Annotated in this window: 16 protein-coding genes; 10 read left to right on the top strand and 6 right to left on the bottom strand. The window is 68.4% G+C overall.

Features of this window, described 5'->3' with window-relative positions:
• Nucleotides 1-100: 100 nt before the first annotated feature.
• From AC3ANX_RS11175 to AC3ANX_RS11165, 3 genes are all read right to left on the bottom strand, one after another.
• Nucleotides 101-2728 carry a TonB-dependent receptor gene (locus tag AC3ANX_RS11175; protein WP_488333357.1) on the bottom strand — a complete coding sequence of 876 codons (2628 nt, stop codon included), beginning with the start codon at nucleotides 2726-2728 and terminating at the stop codon, nucleotides 101-103.
• A gap of 100 nt (nucleotides 2729-2828) precedes the next feature.
• Nucleotides 2829-3746 carry a FecR family protein gene (locus AC3ANX_RS11170; RefSeq protein ID WP_488336934.1) on the bottom strand — a complete coding sequence of 306 codons (918 nt, stop codon included), beginning with the start codon at nucleotides 3744-3746 and terminating at the stop codon, nucleotides 2829-2831.
• A 40-nt stretch (nucleotides 3747-3786) separates the two neighbouring features.
• Nucleotides 3787-4329: an RNA polymerase sigma factor gene (locus AC3ANX_RS11165; protein ID WP_488333356.1), complete on the bottom strand. Its 543-nt coding sequence runs from the start codon at nucleotides 4327-4329 to the stop codon at nucleotides 3787-3789.
• A 295-nt stretch (nucleotides 4330-4624) separates the two neighbouring features.
• Here AC3ANX_RS11165 and AC3ANX_RS11160 point away from each other — a divergent pair, with 295 nt between their 5' ends.
• The 6 genes from AC3ANX_RS11160 to AC3ANX_RS11135 all read left to right on the top strand — a co-directional run bounded on the left by AC3ANX_RS11160 (nucleotide 4625) and on the right by AC3ANX_RS11135 (nucleotide 10075).
• On the top strand, nucleotides 4625-4822 hold the full coding sequence (locus AC3ANX_RS11160; protein ID WP_488333355.1) for a hypothetical protein: 198 nt from the start codon (nucleotides 4625-4627) through the stop codon (nucleotides 4820-4822).
• A complete protein-coding gene (locus tag AC3ANX_RS11155; RefSeq protein ID WP_488333354.1) occupies nucleotides 4819-5088 on the top strand; it encodes a TonB-dependent receptor domain-containing protein in 270 nt (89 codons plus the stop codon). Before AC3ANX_RS11160 ends, AC3ANX_RS11155 begins: the two co-directional genes overlap by 4 nt.
• Before the next feature lie 151 nt (nucleotides 5089-5239).
• Nucleotides 5240-5581 carry an MFS transporter gene (locus AC3ANX_RS11150; RefSeq protein WP_488333353.1) on the top strand — a complete coding sequence of 114 codons (342 nt, stop codon included), beginning with the start codon at nucleotides 5240-5242 and terminating at the stop codon, nucleotides 5579-5581.
• A 323-nt stretch (nucleotides 5582-5904) separates the two neighbouring features.
• Nucleotides 5905-7164 (top strand): gallate dioxygenase, encoded by a 1260-nt coding sequence (locus AC3ANX_RS11145; protein WP_488333352.1) that lies wholly within the window; start codon nucleotides 5905-5907, stop codon nucleotides 7162-7164.
• A gap of 21 nt (nucleotides 7165-7185) precedes the next feature.
• Nucleotides 7186-8502 carry an MFS transporter gene (locus AC3ANX_RS11140; RefSeq protein ID WP_488333351.1) on the top strand — a complete coding sequence of 439 codons (1317 nt, stop codon included), beginning with the start codon at nucleotides 7186-7188 and terminating at the stop codon, nucleotides 8500-8502.
• Nucleotides 8503-8542: 40 nt separating this feature from the next.
• Nucleotides 8543-10075 (top strand): alginate export family protein, encoded by a 1533-nt coding sequence (locus tag AC3ANX_RS11135; protein ID WP_488333350.1) that lies wholly within the window; start codon nucleotides 8543-8545, stop codon nucleotides 10073-10075.
• Here the strand turns inward: AC3ANX_RS11135 and AC3ANX_RS11130 are convergent.
• From AC3ANX_RS11130 to AC3ANX_RS11120, 3 genes are all read right to left on the bottom strand, one after another.
• Nucleotides 10072-10998 carry a helix-turn-helix domain-containing protein gene (locus tag AC3ANX_RS11130; protein ID WP_488333349.1) on the bottom strand — a complete coding sequence of 309 codons (927 nt, stop codon included), beginning with the start codon at nucleotides 10996-10998 and terminating at the stop codon, nucleotides 10072-10074. The genes AC3ANX_RS11135 and AC3ANX_RS11130 overlap by 4 nt on opposite strands.
• Nucleotides 10999-11130: 132 nt before the next feature.
• Nucleotides 11131-12255: an enolase C-terminal domain-like protein gene (locus AC3ANX_RS11125; protein ID WP_488333348.1), complete on the bottom strand. Its 1125-nt coding sequence runs from the start codon at nucleotides 12253-12255 to the stop codon at nucleotides 11131-11133.
• Between the two features lie 76 nt (nucleotides 12256-12331).
• On the bottom strand, nucleotides 12332-13057 hold the full coding sequence (locus AC3ANX_RS11120) for a FadR/GntR family transcriptional regulator (protein ID WP_488333347.1): 726 nt from the start codon (nucleotides 13055-13057) through the stop codon (nucleotides 12332-12334).
• Nucleotides 13058-13209: 152 nt separating this feature from the next.
• On the opposite strand from AC3ANX_RS11120, the gene AC3ANX_RS11115 reads away from it, so the two are divergent.
• From AC3ANX_RS11115 to uxaC, 4 genes are read left to right on the top strand one after another with little or no spacing between them, the layout of a single operon-like run.
• A complete protein-coding gene (locus AC3ANX_RS11115) occupies nucleotides 13210-14505 on the top strand; it encodes an MFS transporter (RefSeq protein ID WP_488333346.1) in 1296 nt (431 codons plus the stop codon).
• Nucleotides 14502-15155 (top strand): RraA family protein, encoded by a 654-nt coding sequence (locus AC3ANX_RS11110; protein ID WP_488333345.1) that lies wholly within the window; start codon nucleotides 14502-14504, stop codon nucleotides 15153-15155. The genes AC3ANX_RS11115 and AC3ANX_RS11110 overlap by 4 nt, the downstream gene beginning before the upstream one ends.
• A gap of 32 nt (nucleotides 15156-15187) precedes the next feature.
• Complete coding sequence (locus tag AC3ANX_RS11105) at nucleotides 15188-15958, top strand: SDR family NAD(P)-dependent oxidoreductase (RefSeq protein ID WP_488333344.1); 771 nt, start codon at nucleotides 15188-15190, stop codon at nucleotides 15956-15958.
• 5 nt (nucleotides 15959-15963) lie between these two features.
• Nucleotides 15964-17382: a glucuronate isomerase gene (uxaC, locus tag AC3ANX_RS11100; RefSeq protein WP_488333343.1), complete on the top strand. Its 1419-nt coding sequence runs from the start codon at nucleotides 15964-15966 to the stop codon at nucleotides 17380-17382.
• Nucleotide 17383: the final 1 nt, after the last annotated feature.

Below are 17383 nucleotides of genomic sequence, written 5' to 3'. Positions count from 1 at the left end.
GGCGCACGCCGCCGTCGCGTCGGACGGGTACCGACGCGGCATTCGGACGGAAATGTACGCAGGTCCGGATGGTCTCAGGGTGGGTGTGGGCGGATCATGGTCAGAACCGGAAACTGGCGGAAAGGTCGACCGAGCGACCCGGGATCGGCCGCGCGAAGACCGCGCCGGGCGCCTGCTGCCCAAGCGCGCGCGGATTGCCCTCGGTCAGCCCGATCGCATTGGTAATGTTGTCGGCAGTGGCTTGCAGGCGCAGCCGCTCGGTCAGGTCGAGCGTCACCCCGGCATCCCATTTGAGGAAGCCGGGCAGAAGCTGCTGGTTCTGCACGTCGGACCAGCGATCGCCCATATAGCCGAGCGTCGTGAACAGGCTCGCTTTGCGCGCGGCGACGGTGAAGTCCCACGTCGGCGTCACGCGCCATTGCCACACCGGCTGACGCTGGACGCGGTTGCCGCTGAGGTCGGTGCGACCATCATCGGTGAAGAAGCGGCGGTAGCGCGCGTCGAGCCAGGTGCCGGTAAACGCCACCGACAGCGGCTTCGCCACCCGCCACGTTCCGTCGAGTTCCACTCCGGTCGCGCGCGCGCCGCCGATCGAGGCGATCGGCGCACCGCCGGCGATGACGGTGGTGGCGAGCCCCCGGAACGTGTTGCGGAACACGGTCGCGTAGAGGCTGAGCGGCCCGGTCAGCTTGACGCCGCCCTCGATCGTGTCGATGCGCGGTGCGAGCGTGATACCGTCGCGCAGATTGTCGAAGAACGGGAAGCTGGTGCCCCGGCTGAACCGCGCGAACGCGCCGAAGCGCCGCGTCACGTCGACATTTCCGCCCAGCGTCCACGACCATGCGCCGCCACGATAGCGCACGCGAGAGCGGGTATCGCCGAACACCACGTCATCATTGTCGTACAGCGTGCGCGGATCGCCATCGAGCCCACCCGGCCCCGCTGCATGCGTATCGCGCACGCTGCCATCGACGCCGTGTCGCTGGTGCCGCACGCCGCCGTCGAGGCGGACGTGATCGCCGAGCGCGACCTCCTCGACACCGTAGAAGGCAAGGTCGCTGCCCCGGTAGCGCGCATCGACGAGAAAGCTCGATCCGCTCGCGAAGCCGTCGCGCGTTACCACCGTGCCGTTCGCCAGCGTCAGGTCGAGCCGGCGCGCCTGCGGCTCTGCGGTGAGCAGCAGCGCGTTGCCGATGTCCCAATGGTCGCGCGATCCGTAGCTGGTCGCATAGACGCCCACGGTCGCCTTGCTCGCGCCGGTCGCCCATTCGACCGTGGCGTCGTTGACGAACGCGTCGATGCGCTTGGCAACCGTCCAGATGCCGGCCTGCACCACCGCTTGCTCAGGCGAGACCGCGCGACCATCGGCGGCGGTGACGAGCGTGCCGATCGCGCCGCCCATCCGCGCGGCATACGCGGCGGCGGTTTCGGGGGGCACATTGTCCGAGACGAGCCCGGTTGTGTCGGCATGGCCCGCCAGCCAGCTCGCCTTGTCGCGCAGCGTCAAGGTGTCGCCGAGCCGCAGCTCGACATTGGTGCCGAGGTTGACGATGCGCGCGCCGCGCCCGTTGTTCAGGTCGTAGCGGTTGCCATCGCTCCGCCTGCCGGTGCGGGTGTCCGGCCCGGCGAGCGTGCCGGTGCCGGGATCGAAACCGGGGTAGGCGCCGATGCTGCGCCCGGTCTGCTCGACCGGGATCGGCAGCAGCCACTGGCTGCGATCGTCGAGGTAGCGCGCGAATACCAGCACCGACCCGCGCGCGAGATCGCGGCGCACGTTGGCAGTGATCTGCCCGCCACGATCGGCGGCGAAGCCGGGCGAGCGGATGCCGTCGCCCCGCGAGTAATAGCCGCCGATCATGACGTGCGTGCGCGGGCCGAGCGGGCCGGAGACATACGCATCGCCGCGCACCTCGCCATCGTCGATCACGCTCGTCTTGATGAGCCCGGCGAGGTGATCGCCACCCTCGCGCTGGACGACGTTGACCGTCGCGCCCGGCTGGCCCGAGGCGAGCAACGCGCCGGTGCCGCCCCGCACCGCCTCGACGCGCTGCACCGTCTCGTCGATGCGATAGAGCTGCGAGTTTTCGAGGAACGAGAGCGTCGCCGGCGGGAAGAACGGCACGCCTTCGGTCTGGAAGGTGACATATTCGGCGTCTCCGCCCGAAGGATAGCCGCGCACGAAGATGTTCGCGCCGTTCTTGCCGCCCGACGTCTCCACGGTGAGGCCGGGCACCAGCCGCAGCACGTCGGCGGTGGCGGGCGCACCGAGCTGGTCGATCCCGGGACGGCCCGCCGTCGTCACCGCGAACGCCGCCTCCTGCCGCCGGCTGCCGCCGCCCGGCGTGCCGACCACGACGATATCGGCGATCTGCGCGACATCGGCCGGCGCGATCGCGCGGGGCGGAACGGGCGCAGGGCGCGGCGCTGGCACCGCTTCGAGCAGATACGCTCCGCCCGGCGCGGGGCGCGCGCGAAAGCCCGTGCCGGCGAGCAGCCGCGCGATCGCACGATCGGGGTCCAGCCGCTTATGCACGGGCGCCGCGCGTCGCCCGCGCACCTGCGCTGGCGCGAACAGGATCTGCCGTCCGCTCTGCCGCGAGAACCGCACCAGCGCATCGGCCAGGTCGCCGCCGGGAATGTCGAAGGGCAGGGCGGGGGCCGCCAGCGAAGCGACGGGCGTGCCGAGCGCCACGGCCGCTGCGATCGCGCCGCACAGTCGCCATGACACTCCTTTCCCTCCAAGCGACCCCGTCACATGCGGGGCCTTCCGAAGGACAAGACGCAGCGCCGCTGAAAGTCCGAACCCCGCTGTCGTCTTTTTTCGCGCCTCAGCGCGCGGCAATGACGATGCCACCCTGCGCATCCCGCTGCACGCGCACCGGAAAACCGGTGGCGAGCGCGCCGACGAAGGCGGACGCGCCGCTCGTACGGAACGCGCCGGAGACGCGCAGCGCCCCGGCTCGTCCGTCGGTAAGGCGGATCGGATCGCTGCGATAGCGGTTGAACTCGGCCACCGCATCGCTGAGCGGCGTATCGTCGAACTGCAACTGCCCGCTGCGCCAACCAGTGAAGCTGACCGGATCCTCGGGCGTGCGGATCACCACGTCGGCATCGCGCACCGCGAGCAGCCGGCCGGGCGCGAGCGCCACCGAGGAGCCATCGCTTTCGAGCGTGAGATGCCCCGCCGCCGCGAACGCGCGAACCCGGTCGGCATCGGTGCGCACGTCGAAGGTGCCCTCGCGCGCGGTGAAGTCGCGCCCGCCTGCGTGGATCCGGAACGGCGCGTCGCCGGGCGTGATGCGGAACCAGCCCTGTCCATCGAGCATGGCGGCTCGCACGCCTGCGCCGAACCGCACCTTCAACGTGCTCGCGGTGTCGAGCGTCACCACCGATCCGTCGGGCAGGGCGACGTCGCGCTGTTCGCCGATCGCGGTGCGGAAGGTCTGCACATGGATCGCGGCCGCAGGGGGCACCGTCAGAGCACGGAGGCCGAACGCGGCAAGCGGCGCAGCGGCCAGCACCAGCGACCCGGCGGCAGCGAGCCGCCAGCGCCCGGTGCGCGCCCGCCGTGCGGCCGAGACGCGCGCCAGCGTCTCCCCGCGCAGCGCGCGCAACGGATCTTGCCCGGCAAGCGTCTCGGCCCGGTCGTGCGCCGCGCACACCCGTTCGTAGGCCTCCGCATGGTCGCCACGCGCTGCCCGCCAGCCGGCGAACGCCGCCTGTGTGGCGTCGTCGGCCCGCGCCAGCCGCGCATGCCACGCCGTCGCTTCGGCAAGGAGCCTATCGTCAGCGATGGCGCCAGTCCTCCAGCGCGGCGGTGACGCGTACGAGCGCCTTGGCCTGATGCTTCTCGGCGGCGCGTGTCGAAATGCCGATCGCCCTGGCGACCTCCGCCATCTTCATTCCTTCCAGCACCCGCAGCACGAACACGTCGCGCGTCCGTTCGGGAAGCTCCAGCAAGACCGCCTGCAAGCGATCCGCCGCCTCCCTGCTCTCCAAGACGCGGTCAGGCGGAATCTCCGAACCGGCAAGTTCCTCGTCGATCGCATCGTGCAGTCCGCTACCGCGCGCCGCGCCCCGCCGTGCCCGGTCGCGCAGCACGTTGGCGGCGGTGACGAACAGGAAATGCTCGGGTTTCTCGATGGCCGCCGGATCGGGCATGCGGCTGAGGCGGAGGTACACGTCCTGCACCAGATCGGGCACGTCGGCATTCACCGTCACCCGCCGCTCGAAAAACCGGCTGAGCGCGCGTTCATAGGTCTGCGCGAGCCGCGTAAGCACGATGCGCCGATCCGCAAGCGGGTCGCCGACGTCGATCCTCCCCAGCATGGACGTTCTCTCGCGCTCCATCGCGGCTCTGTGCCACCGACGCGGCGCGCCAGCAAGCAGCGAACCGGCGCGCGAAGGTGCGGCGCATCCTGCGCGACGAAACGCGCGCCGGAACCGACACGTCCCACGAAGTGCTGACCGCGCCGCGCACTGGTCGAGGGGATCGAACTGGCCGCGTCGTATCAGGCGACCGGAGCCGACGCCGCGCTCCGCCGGACTGGCTTAGACCGTCGCGGCATGGCTGCGTGTCGATCGAGCGATTGCCGAAGGCGCTGGTAAAGGCCAAGGTGCGGCGATGCGTACCGTTTCAACCACCGCGAGCGTTCGCCTGTATCACCTCAGCGAGGAGGACGCCGCCGCTCAGACACTGTTCTACGGTTCGCTCAGCGATGCGATCGCGGTCGCGCGTCAGCAGCCGGAAGCGGTACAGACCGGGCTCTGGCTGGCGACGGAGAACGACGTGGTGGCGTTCCTCGATCTCGACGACGGTTGACGCGGCGTCCGGTCAATAGCACCAACACCACCACGCCGCTCTACTTCGTGGGCAACCCCGATCTGGTGCCCGAGATCGCCAACACGCTGACTGCGGGCATCGTCTTCCGTCCGCAATTGCTGCCGGGCTTCTCCGCATCGCTCGATTATTACGACATCAAGATCGACAACGCGTTTGGCACGCTGACCGGACAGAACATCGGCAGGGATCCGCCAGCGTCACGCTCACGCACGGCGGCACGTTGGCCTTCCTTCAGGCGCGCGTGATCGGTTCGGGCATCTACAGCAACCAATATGTCGGAGGCGGCCGCGCCTCCAACAGCCTCGACTATCATCACGTCGATGGCCGCCGTTCTCGACGTTCTCGCTCTACTTCGCGCATGCGTTCTTCCCAGCGGGCAACCAGACCGCGCAGTTGATGAAGACGGCGGCCGTGTTCGCGGTCGGGTACATCATGCGGCCGGTGGGCGCGGTGGTGTTCGGCTATCATGCGGATCGGCGTGGCCGACGCGCGGCGCTGTCGGTGCTGATGATGTGCCGCGGGTCGCTGCTGGTCGCGCTTACGCCGGGGTGGGATATGATCGGGCTGGCGGCGCCGGTGATACTGGTGCTCGCGCGGCTGTTGCGGGGGCTGAGCGTCGGCAGGGAATATGGCACCAGCGCCGCGTATCTGATGGAGGTGTCACCGGCACCAGCCGCGGCTTCTTCGTCAGCTTCCATTATACGACCTTGCTCGGCGGCCAGTTGCTGGCAATCCTGACGCTGCCGATCATCGGCGACGTGCCTACATCCTTACGGGCTGACTGACGCACCCGTCGCGGCGGCCGACAGACGACCTTACGGTATCGAGCAGGTGGTTCAGCCGGTGAGGCTGACACCTGCCGCCTTCGATGGCGCGCCGACATCGCCGCTTCGGCGCGCCACCATCCGGAGTCGTTTTAGCGAAAAGTCCACGACAATCGTAGATTCCGCTATGGCTAAGCCGGGCAGTTATCAACAAAGTCGTGCGCTGACAGGATTGGGCGCTGCGTCATGATCCGGTCGCACGGGGGCAACGCCCTGGCAGCGGGAGGATCACGGAGCATGGCACGCATCATCGGCGCGATCGCGACATCGCACACGCCGACTATCGGGTTCGCGCTGGATGCGAACAAGCAGGACGATCCGGCGTGGAAGCCGATCTTCGATGCTTACGAACCGATCCAGCGCTGGATCGCCGAGCGCCGGCCCGACGTGCTGCTGATCGTCTATAATGACCACATTACGTCGTTCTTCTTCGATCATTATTCCACTTTCGCGATCGGGGTGGACGATCGCTACGAGGTCGCCGACGAGGGCGGCGGCGCACGCGGGGTGCCGCCGGTCGCGGGCCATGCCGCCCTGTCGCGCCACATCGTGCAGTCGCTGATGACCGACGAGTTCGACCTGAGCACGTTCCGCGACAAGCCGCTCGATCACGGCTGCTTTTCGCCGCTGTCGGTGCTGCGGCCCGACGCGGCGGCAGCGCTGTCGATCGTGCCGCTCCAGATCGGCGTGTTGCAATTCCCGATCCCGAGCGCGGCGCGCTGCTACAAGCTCGGCCAGGCGCTGCGCACCGCGATCGAGAGCTATCCCGAGGATCTCGACGTCGCGCTGGTGGCGACCGGCGGACTGTCGCATCAGGTTCACGGCGAGCGGTGCGGCTTCAACAATACCGCATGGGACGAACGCTTTCTCGACCTGATCGAGAAGGATCCGGTGGCGCTGACCCGGCTGACCCATGCCGATTACGCGCGGCTCGGCGGCATGGAAGGGTCGGAGGTCATCATGTGGCTGGTGATGCGCGGCGCACTCTCGGCGAGCGTGCGGTGCGTCCATCGCAGCTACTATCTGCCATCGATGACCGCGATCGCGACGGCGGTGTACGAGAACGAAGCCGCCCCGCTCGACCCCGCACAGGCCGAGGCGCACCGCAGCCGCATGGCCGAGCAACTGCACGGGGCCGACGCGATCGAGGGCACCTATCCCTATACGCTGGAGCGCAGCGCCAAGGGCTACCGGCTCAACCGCTTCCTGCACACGCTGATCGACCCCGCCGCGCGGGATGCGTTCCGTGAAGACGAAGCGGCGGCCTATGCGCTGGCCGGGCTGTCGGCGGAGGAGGCCGAACTGGTGCGTGCACGCGACTGGCGCGGGCTGATCCACTACGGCGCGATCTTCTTCCTGCTGGAGAAGCTGGCGGCGGTAACCGGCTTCTCCAACCTCGACATTTACGCGGGAATGCGCGGCCAGACCGTCGCCGAGTTCCAGAAGACCCGCAACCAGCAAGTCACCTATTCCGTCGCGGCAGGCGGCGAGAAGTAACAAGAACACGTGTTTCAGGAGATGAGCATGGAAGACCCCCGCGCGATCATCGCGCGCGAGCCGATGCATTACCGTCAGGTGATCGCGATCGGTATCGCCACCGCGCTCAACGCGCTCGATGGCTTCGACGTGTTGTCGATCAGCTTCGCATCGCCCGGCATCGCCAAGGATTGGGGCATCGACCGGGCGGCACTCGGCCTGGTGCTGTCGATGGAATTGTTCGGGATGGGCGTCGGCGCGTTCCTGCTCGGCGCGATGGCGGATCGGATCGGCCGCCGCCCGACCATCCTCGCCTGCCTCGTCGTCATGGCGCTCGGCATGTTCGCCGCCTCGACCGCGCACAGCGTGCCCGAACTGTCGGCGTTCCGCCTGTTCACCGGCTTCGGCATCGGCGGGATGCTTGCTGCGACCAACGCGATCGTCGCCGAATGTTCGAACGCGCGGCGGCGCAACCTGACCGTCGCGATCATGGCGGGCGGCTATCCGATGGGCGCGATCGTCGGCGGTTCGATCGCCTCCATGCTGCTCGCCGCGACGGGGCGCTGGCAGTCGGTGTTCGAGTTCGGTGCGGTGGCGACGATCTGCTTCGTGCCGCTGGTGCTGTGGCTGGTGCCCGAGACGATCGCGTTCCTGCTGCACAAACGCCCGGCGGGCGCGCTGGTCCGCATTAATCGCACGATGGTGCGGCAGGGCCGCGCACCGCTCGACGCGCTGCCCGAGCCGGAAGTCGCCTCGGCGCGCCGCACCAGCATCGCCGACATGTTCGCGCCCGGTCTGGCGAGCGTCACGCTGCTGCTCACGCTCGCCTATTTCGCGCACATGATGACCTTCTACTTCCTGGTAAAGTGGATCCCGAAGATCGTCGTCGATCTCGGCTTCGCGCCCGCCGCCGCCGGTGGCGTGCTGGTGTGGACGAACGTCGGCGGCGCGACCGGGTCGATCGCGCTCAGCCTGCTGACGCAGCGCTTCGGCGTGCGCCCGCTGGTGATCGGCGCGATGCTGTGCGGCGCGGTCGCGGTGGCGGCGTTCGGGCAGGGCTTCACCACGCTCGCGCAACTGTCGATGATCGGCTGCATCGGCGGCTTCTTCACCAACGGCGCGACGGCAGGCCTGTATGCGGTGATCGCGCAGTCCTTCCCCGCATCGCTGCGCGCGGGCGGCACCGGGCTGGTGATCGGCGTCGGCCGCGCGGGCGCCGCGCTCGGGCCGATCATGGCGGGGCTGTTGTTCACCAGCGGCTGGGGGCTGTCGCCGGTCGCGCTGGTGCTCGGCTGCGGCACGCTGTGCGGCGGTATCGCGCTGTCGCTGGTCCGCTACCGCGAGAACGTCATCGCCTGAACGGCGGACATTATAAAACAAGACGATCGGGAGTTAGGAAATGCTGTTCTCTGGAACCCGCCGCGCGTCGTCGCGCGGCTCTGCGGCGCGCTGTCTGGCGTTGGCGGCGCTGATGTCGGGCACATCGGCGTGGGCGCAATCGACCCCGCAAGGCGCGCCGCCGCCCGACGCGGCCGGCGGGCCGCTCGGCTCCGCCACCCCGCCGGGGGAGCGGCCGCCGCAGTCGCAGCCGCTCGCCGCGGAGGCGATCCCCGGCGGCCGCACCGGTCCGCAGGGGCTGCCGCAGGCGATCCGCTGGACCGAGAACTGGTCGAAGCCGCCCGCGGCCGACGCGCCGATCCTCGACAAGATCCGGCACATCCCGCTGGGGCGTGACGATATCTACCTGTCGCTCGGCGGGGAGATGCGGCTGTACTACACCGACTGGGATCACGCCGCGCTCGGCCGCACCGCCGGCGACAGCAACAATCTGCTGCAAAGCCGCGCGCGCCTGATCGCCGACCTGCACGTCGGGCCTTACGTGCGCGGCTATGTCGAGCTGGGCGACAACCGCGAATATGGCGAGGAATATGCGACCGGCCCGAACCGCGACAAGGTCGACATCTATCAGGCGTTCGTCGATGTGACGGTGCCGCTCGGCAAGGCGGGCAAGATCACCGTGCGGCCGGGCCGGTTCGAGATGCCGCTCGGCAACGGCAAGCTCGTCGGCGTGCGCGAGGGGCTGAACATGCGCTTCACCTATCAGGGCGTGCGCGCCACCTATATCCTGCCGGGCAAGATCTCAGTCGATGCCTTTGCGGTGCGGCCGGTCAACATCAAGCCCGAGACGTTCGACGATGGCCCCAACCATACCGCCAGCTTCAAGGGCGTGTACGTCAGCGCGCCGCACGGGCTGGCCGGGCTCGGCACCGACGTCTATTGGTACGAGGTCGATCGCAATCGCGGCACCGTGCGCGAGGCGACCGGCGAAGACCGGCGCGACAATTGGGGTGCGCGGCTGTGGACGCGCAACGCCCGCTGGGACTTCGATCTGGAGGCGGATCGCCAGACCGGCCGTCTCGACACGCAGGAGATCCAGGCGTGGGCGGTGCTGTTCGAGGGCGGCTACACTTTCGCCGATACGCCGTGGAAGCCGCGCCTGGGGCTTCGCGCCAACGCGTTCAGCGGCGACGGCAATCTGAAGGACGGCAAGGCCAGCACCTTCGTGCCCGCGTCGCCACGCCTGCCGCTGATCAGCGAGGCGGCGTTCTTCAACCTGTCCAACCTCGTCGACGCCTATCCGTCGGTCACGGTCAAGCCGCGCAAGGACATCACCATCATGGCCGGGCCGGACTTCCTGTGGCGGCAGCGCAAGGCGGACGGCGTCTATATCGGGCCGACCGGCGCCTCGTTCGCGCCGTACACCGCGACCAACTACATCGGCACCGATCTCAACCTCGAAGCGTCGTGGCAGGCGACCAAGCGGCTTCAGTTCCGCTTGTTCGAGACGTATTTCTCCGCCGGCAACGCGTTCGGCGCAGCGGGCGGGCGCAACGGCAATTACTTCGGCGTGCTGTCGGACTTCCGCTTCTAGAACGCTTTTTTGCGCCGATAGGCGGTCGGCGGTTCGCCGGCCGCCTGCGTGAAGAACCGCGAGAAATAGGGTGCGTCGGAAAAGCCCAGCCAATCGGCGATCTCGCCGATGCTCATCGGCGTATAGGCAAGGCAGCGTTGCGCTTCCGCGAGGATGCGATCGTGCATAAGTTCAAGCGGCGACATGCCCGCGATCGACCGGCAGGCCATGCGCAACTGCGACGCGCTGACACCCAACTCGCGGGCAAGCTCGGGAAGGTGGGGCTGCTCGCGATAGCGGCGCTCAACCAGTTCCTTGTAGCGTTCGACCAGCCCGGTGCGGCTGTCGGCGCCCTTACGGCGCTGCGTCTCGTCGGCGGGCCAGTGTCGCAGCAGCGCGAGGAGGACCGATAGCAGGCGGATCTCGGCTCCGATCGCTTTCGCCTCGCGCGCATCGTTCAGCTCGTCGTGCAGCGCGGTGATGTGCTCGACGATCGCGTCCATCACCTCCGCATCGAACGCGAAGACGCCGGCGGTTTCCACGATGGCCTTCAGCGCGGGCGCGCGCACCAGCAGGTCGGCAAGGTAATTGCGCTCGATCGTGACGATCCAGCCGGCGCTGCCCTCCTGATAGCGGAAGCCGTGAATGGTATGCGGCGGCACCACCAGCACGCCGCCGGGCTCGAAGGTGCGGGTTTCGCCCTCGATCGACATGTCGCCGCCACCCGCCGTGCAGAACGCCAATTGCGTGAAACGGGGATGGGTGTGCGGCGCGATAACCCAGCCTCTGTCGCGCGAGCGTTGATCAAGCGGCTCGACATTGACGAACCAGTCGGGCCGAACGCTCTCATCGCCGAACAGGATGTAGCGCGGAACGTCCGCCGCGCTGAGGCTACCGACGTGTGCGGCGGTAGCTGCGCCACCCTGATCGGTTGCGTTTGCCATGCAGCAGCATAACGACCGGGGGGAGGCGGGGCAACTCATCGACGCTTCACCCGCGAATGAGGACTCCGTACCTGCCGGCAGCTTCAGGCTTCTCAGGATCGCTGGACTGTCGGGGCCATCTTGCTCCGGCGCTCACGCGTCGAACCGGTGGTGCGAGACGCAGTTGTTCTCGACCAGATCCCAGTCGATCTCTATGCCAAGGCCCGGCCCGCCTGGTACGTGGATGGCACCGTCCGCATCCATGAAATCGCGCAGGCTTTGCTTCATCGGCACCTGAAACGCATCTTCGGGCACGAACAGTTCGAAATATTGCGAATTGCGAACCGCGCAGGCGACATGGAGGTTGGCGACATCCATCGGCCCCATCGTGGTGGTATGGAGTTCGCAGTCGATGCCATGCGCTTCGGCGAGGTGGCAGACCTTGAGCGTGCCGGTGATCCCGCCTTTCCACGATACGTCGGCGCGGACGATGTCGACCGCATTGCTTTTGATCGCCTGCGCCACGCCCCACGGCCCGCCCCGCGTCGTCTCGGTGCCGACGATCGGCATGTCCACCGCCGCGCTCAGCTTGGCGTATTTGTCGAGTTCATAGTCGCGGAACGGTTCCTCCAGCCAATGATACCCCAGGCTTTCCATGTGTCGTGCGACGCGAATGGCCTCGGGCAGGGTATATTCGGCGACCGGATCGCTCATCAGCACCATGTCGGGGCCGACCGCCGCGCGCACGGCGGCGTGGATTTCCATATCCAGACTGCTCGGGCCGCGCGGATGCACCTTGTACGCTTTGAAACCGCGCGCCTTGTACGCGAGCGCCTCGCGGACATAATCGTCGACGCCGGGCAACCACAGGCTGCTCGCATAGACGGGCAGGCTGGTGCGGTATGAGCCGATATACTGGTGCAGCGGCAGCCCGGCGGTGCGTGCCGCGGCGTCCCACAAGGCGACGTCGATCGGACCGGGCAGGAACACCGGGAAGAACGCGCCGTGCCGGTCGATCGTCCAGAAATCGTGCCAGATCCGTTCGCGATCATGGATCGAGCGGCCGAGGATGACGGGCGCGATCACGTCGGAAAGGTAGGCGTCCGTCACCGCGCCCGAGCGCGCCGCCCAGAATGTCGCGATCCCCTCCACGCCATCCGAGGTGGTGATGCGGCCGACGCCATAGCTCCACGGCATCGGCGCGGCACCTTCGCGGTCCTCGTCGAACAGACCCTTCGGGCGCTTGCAGATCCACGTCTCGAACCGCTCGATCCGCATCGCGATGTCCTCTCCTGATGAACCTGTCTGACAGGATAGAAGCCGGAGCGAGGCGGCGCAAGTGACGCGGCTCAGGTCAGGGCACGGGGCCGAGGATCGCGCTGATCGCATCGTCGAAATGCTGCGTCATCGCCCGTGCGGCGGCGACGGGATCGCGCGCGACCACCGCCGCGACGATCTCGACATGGAGTTCCTGCACGCGTTGCAGCTTCGGTGTCGCCGCCCAGCGTTCCATCCCCTCGATCATCGACGTTTGAATGAGTTGCCGGAACGCCTCGATCAGCAGTGCGTAAAGCGGATTGCCGGTCGATCGCGCGAGGATGGTGTGAAGGCGCATGTCGAGTTCGGCATAGCGCTCCGCATCGCCGAGCAGTCCGGCCATTTCCGCCGCGATCGCCTCGAGCGCCTGGGCGTCCGCGTCGCTGCGGCGCTCGGCAGCGAGCGCGACCATCGCGATTTCGATGCCACGCCGCATCTCCAGAATATGTGCGATGTCGGCCTGACCGATCAGCACCGCATTGCCGATCACGCGCGAGATCATCTCGCCATCCACCGACACGATGGTCGCGCGCTTGCCGACCGCCATCTCGACCAGACCGGTCGCCGCGAGTGTGCGCATCGCTTCGCGCACCACCGGCCGGCTGACGCCGAGCGTCGTGCTGATCGCGGTTTCGCTCGGCAGCCTCGAGCCGGGGCGCAGTTGCTCCGCGGCAACGTGATCGCGCAGATATTCGATGACGTGATCGACCAGTCCCACGCCCTTGGGCGCGGCGCTCAGAGGCGAATCGTTGGTCGCCGGCACGGCTCGTTCCTTGAACTGGGATTCCATCCTGTCAGACGGCATAGCAGCGCACACACGCCTGCGCAGCAAAATCACGCTTGTCATCACAATCCGGGCTGCTAAACCTGTATTACAGGATCGGCGCACGATCGTCGATCCGGAGAGGAGCGGCCGTGTCCATCATCGCAAGCGCGAGCGCCGCTGCGGCACCGACGGCGATGCCGGTCGGGCGCTATCGCTGGACGGTGGTCGCGCTGCTCTTTGCCTCGACCACGATCTGCTACATCGATCGGCAGATCTTCGGGCTGCTCAAGCCGACGCTCGACGCCGACCTGCACTGGTCGGAGACCGATTACGGCGACATCGTCGCGGTGTTCTCGCTGCTCTACGCCTGCGGCTATCTGTTCGGCGGGCGCATCATGGACGTGATCGGCGTGCGGCGGGGGCTCGGCGTCGCGGTGGCGGGCTGGAGTCTCGCTGCGATGCTGCACGGGCTGATGGCGAGCGTGATCGGCTTTAAGATCGCGCGCGGTGCGCTCGGGCTGGCGGAGGGCGGCAACTTCCCCGCCTCGATCGGGGCGATCCGCGCGTGGTTCCCGCCGCGCGAGCGCGCGCTGGCGACCGGGCTGTTCAACGCCGGCAGCAACATCGGCGCGATCGTCACGCCGCTCACGCTGCCGTTCGTGGTGATGGCGTTCGGCTGGCGCGCGGCGTTCCTGATCGCAGGCGGCCTCGGTCTGATCTGGCTGGTGGTCTGGCTGCGTTTCTACGAGGCGCCCGCGCGGCAGCGCCGGCTCTCGGCGGACGAGCGCGCCTATATCGAGGGCGGCGACGGTGACGATAGCGCGCCGGTGCGGTGGCTCGCGCTGTTCCGCTATCGCGGCACCTGGGCCTATGTGGTCGGCATGCTGATGACCAGCCCGGTGTGGTGGTTCTATCTCAACTGGGTGCCGGGCTTCCTCGCCGCCCGCTTCGGCGTCGATATGGTCGCGGCGATCGCGCCGCTGGTGGCGATCTACCTCGTCGCCGATCTCGGCAGCGTGATCGGAGGGTGGATATCGTCGCGGCTGGTCGGGGGTGGCGTTGCCCCCGTGCCTGCGCGGATCGTGGCGATGCTGTGCATGGCGGGCTGCACCGTCCCGGTGGTGTTCGTCGCGGGTGCGGGCGGGCTGTGGGGCGCGGTTCTGCTGATCGCGCTCGCCGCCGCCGGGCATCAGGGGCTGTCGGCCAACCTCTACACGCTCGTCTCAGACACGCTGCCGGCGGGCGCGGTCAGTTCGGTGATCGGCATCGGCGGCTTCGCGGCGGGAGTGTGCGGCATGTTCGTGGCGATGGCCGTCGGCCGCATCCTCGATGCGAGCGGGGGCGATTACCGTCTGCTCTTTGTGGGTGCCGGTGTCGCCTATCCGGTCGCCGTCCTCATCATGGCGCTGATCCTGCGCCGTCCTCCCGCGCTGGAGCGCTCATGACCGACGCCGAACTTTTCGACCTGTGCCGCACCGAACTCTATACGCCGGTGGTCGGCGACGTGCTCGACACGCTGGGGCTGGTCCACCAGTTCCTGCCCCAGCCGATCCAGCCGATGCGGACCGACATGATCCTGGTCGGGCGCGCGATGCCGGTGCTGATGATCGACGTTTATGGCGTGCAGGCCGAACCGTTTGGCAAGCTGACCGACGCGCTCGACCAGCTCGAACCCGGCGATATCTACCTCGCCAGCGGCGGCGAGATGCGCTGCGCGTATTGGGGCGAGATCCTCACCGCCACCGCGCGGGCGCGGGGCGCGAACGGCGCGGTCGTCAACGGCTTCCACCGCGATACGCCGATGGTGCTCGAACAGGATTGGCCGGTGTTCAGCCGGGGCCGCTTCGCGCAGGATTCGGGCGTGCGCACCAAGGTGGTCGACTATCGCTGCCCGATCGAGGTCGGCCGCGCGACCGTCCAGCCCGGCGACCTGATCTTCGGCGATCTCGACGGCGTGCTGGTGATTCCACGCGCGCAGGAGGCGGAGGTGATCGCGCGGGCGCTGGAGAAGGCGCGCGGCGAGAAGCTGGTCCGCCGCGAGATCGAGGCGGGCATGTCGAGCACCGCCGCCTTCGCCAAATACGGCATCCTGTGAGGAGAGTGTGATGTTCGGACGGACCTGCCGCGATGCCGCTTGATCCCGCCACCGCCTTTCGCCTCGACGGTGAGGTCGCGCTCATCACCGGCGGCGGCACCGGGCTCGGGCTCGGCATGGCGCGCGCGATGCACGCGGCGGGGGCCGAGGTGGTGCTGGTCGGCCGCCGTGCCGAGATGGTGCAGGCCGCCGCCACCGAGCTTGGCGCGGGCGCCCATGCCGAAGTGGCGGACGTGACCGCGTTCGACACGATCCCGGCTCTGGTGGAACGGGTGCGCGAGAAGCTCGGCCGCATCTCGATCCTCGTCAACAATGCCGGCATCAACTTCAAACGCCCGGCGGTCGAGACCAGCGTCGAGGCGTTCGGCGAGATGCTCGACACGCACGTCCTCGCCGCGCACAATCTGACGACGTGCGTGCTGCCGGGCATGCTGGCGGACGGGCACGGCAGCATCCTGTTCACCGCCTCGATGACATCGCTGATCGGAATGCCGGGGGTGATCGCCTATTCGGCCGCGAAATCGGCCTATGTCGGGATGGTGCGCGCGCTGTCGACCGAAGTCGCCGGGCAGGGTGTCCGCGTGAACGCGATCGCGCCGGGGTGGATCGAGTCCGCTATGCTGCGCAAGGCGCTCGACGGCGATCCCGCGCGATCGAACCGCATCCTGCAACGCACGCCGATGCAGCGTTTCGGCGACGCGGAGGATATCGGGCTGGCCGCCGTCTATCTGTGCTCGGCGGCCGCGAAGTTTGTGACGGGCGTGCTGCTGCCGGTCGACGGCGGCGCGTCGCAGGGGTTCTGAGGGTCATGACGCAACCGCTATCGCCGCACCCCGACCGCCTGTTCCCCGCCGATCCGGCGACGCGCGCCATCGCGCGCGACCTGTATGCGTCGGTGAAGGCGCTGCCGATCATCAGCCCGCACGGCCACACCGATCCGCGCTGGTTCGCGGACGATCAGCCGTTCGCCGACCCGGCGAGCCTGTTCATCATTCCCGATCATTACATCTTCCGCATGCTCTACAGCCGGGGCGTGCCGCTGGAGGATCTCGGCGTACCGCGCATCGACGGCGGCTGGACCGAGACCGACCCGCGGAAAATCTGGCGGCGCTTCGCCGAGCATTTTCACCTGTTGCGCGGCACGCCGAGCCGGATGTGGCTCGACCATGCGTTCCACGAGATCCTCGGCATCACCGAACGGCTGTCGCGCGACAATGCCGACCGCATCTATGACCGGATCGACGCGCAGTTGCAGCGCCCCGAGTTCCGCCCGCGCGCGCTGTTCGCGCGCTTTGGGATCGAGGTGCTCGCCACCACGGAGAACCCGCTCGACGATCTGCGCCACCACAAAGCAATCGCGGCGAGCGGCTGGGGCGGGCGCGTCGTCACCGCGTTCCGGCCCGACAATGTCACCGATCCCGAGCATCCGCGCTTCCGCACCGATCTGCCCGAACTCGGACGCATCACTGGCGAGGATGTCGACACATGGGAGGGCTATCTCGCGGCGCTGCGCGCACGGCGGCGCTATTTCATCGAACATGGCGGTGCGACCTCGACCGACCACGGCCACCCGACCGCGCATACCGAGAATCTGTCGCAGGACGAGGCCGCCGCTTTGTACGCCCATGTCGCCGCCGGGCAGGCGAGCGCCGCCGATGCCGAGCGCTTCCGCGGCCAGATGCTGACCGAGATGGCGCGGATGAGCCTCGCCGACGGGCTCGTCATGCAGATCCACCCCGGCGCATTGCGCGGGCGCAACCCGGCGGTGTCGGACGTGTTCGGCGAGGCCAAGGGCGACGACTGGCCGTCGCGGACCGAGTATGTCCATGCGCTGAAACCGCTGCTCGACGCGTTCGGCAACCGGCGCGAACTGACCATCATCCTGTTCACGCTCGACGAGAGCACGTACGCGCGCGAGATCGCGCCGCTCGCCGGCCATTATCCGGCGCTGCGGATCGGCCCGGCCTGGTGGTTCCACGACAGCCCCGAAGGCATGCGCCGCTTCCGCGAACAGGTGACCGAGACGGGCGGCTTCTACAACAGCGTCGGCTTCAACGACGATACGCGCGCGTTCTTCTCGATCCCCGCGCGGCACGATCTCAGCCGGCGGGTGGACTGCGCGTTCCTCGCCGGGCTGGTCGCCGAACACCGGCTGGAGCGCGACGAGGCGTTCGAGGTGGCGCGGGCGCTCGCCTATGATCTGGCGAAGGCCGCGTACCGGCTGTGAG

Source organism: Sphingomonas sp. BRN-1R (assembly GCF_057748035.1).
Note: the sequence above shows the minus strand (reverse complement) of the source record. Positions and strands in the feature narration are given on the sequence as shown.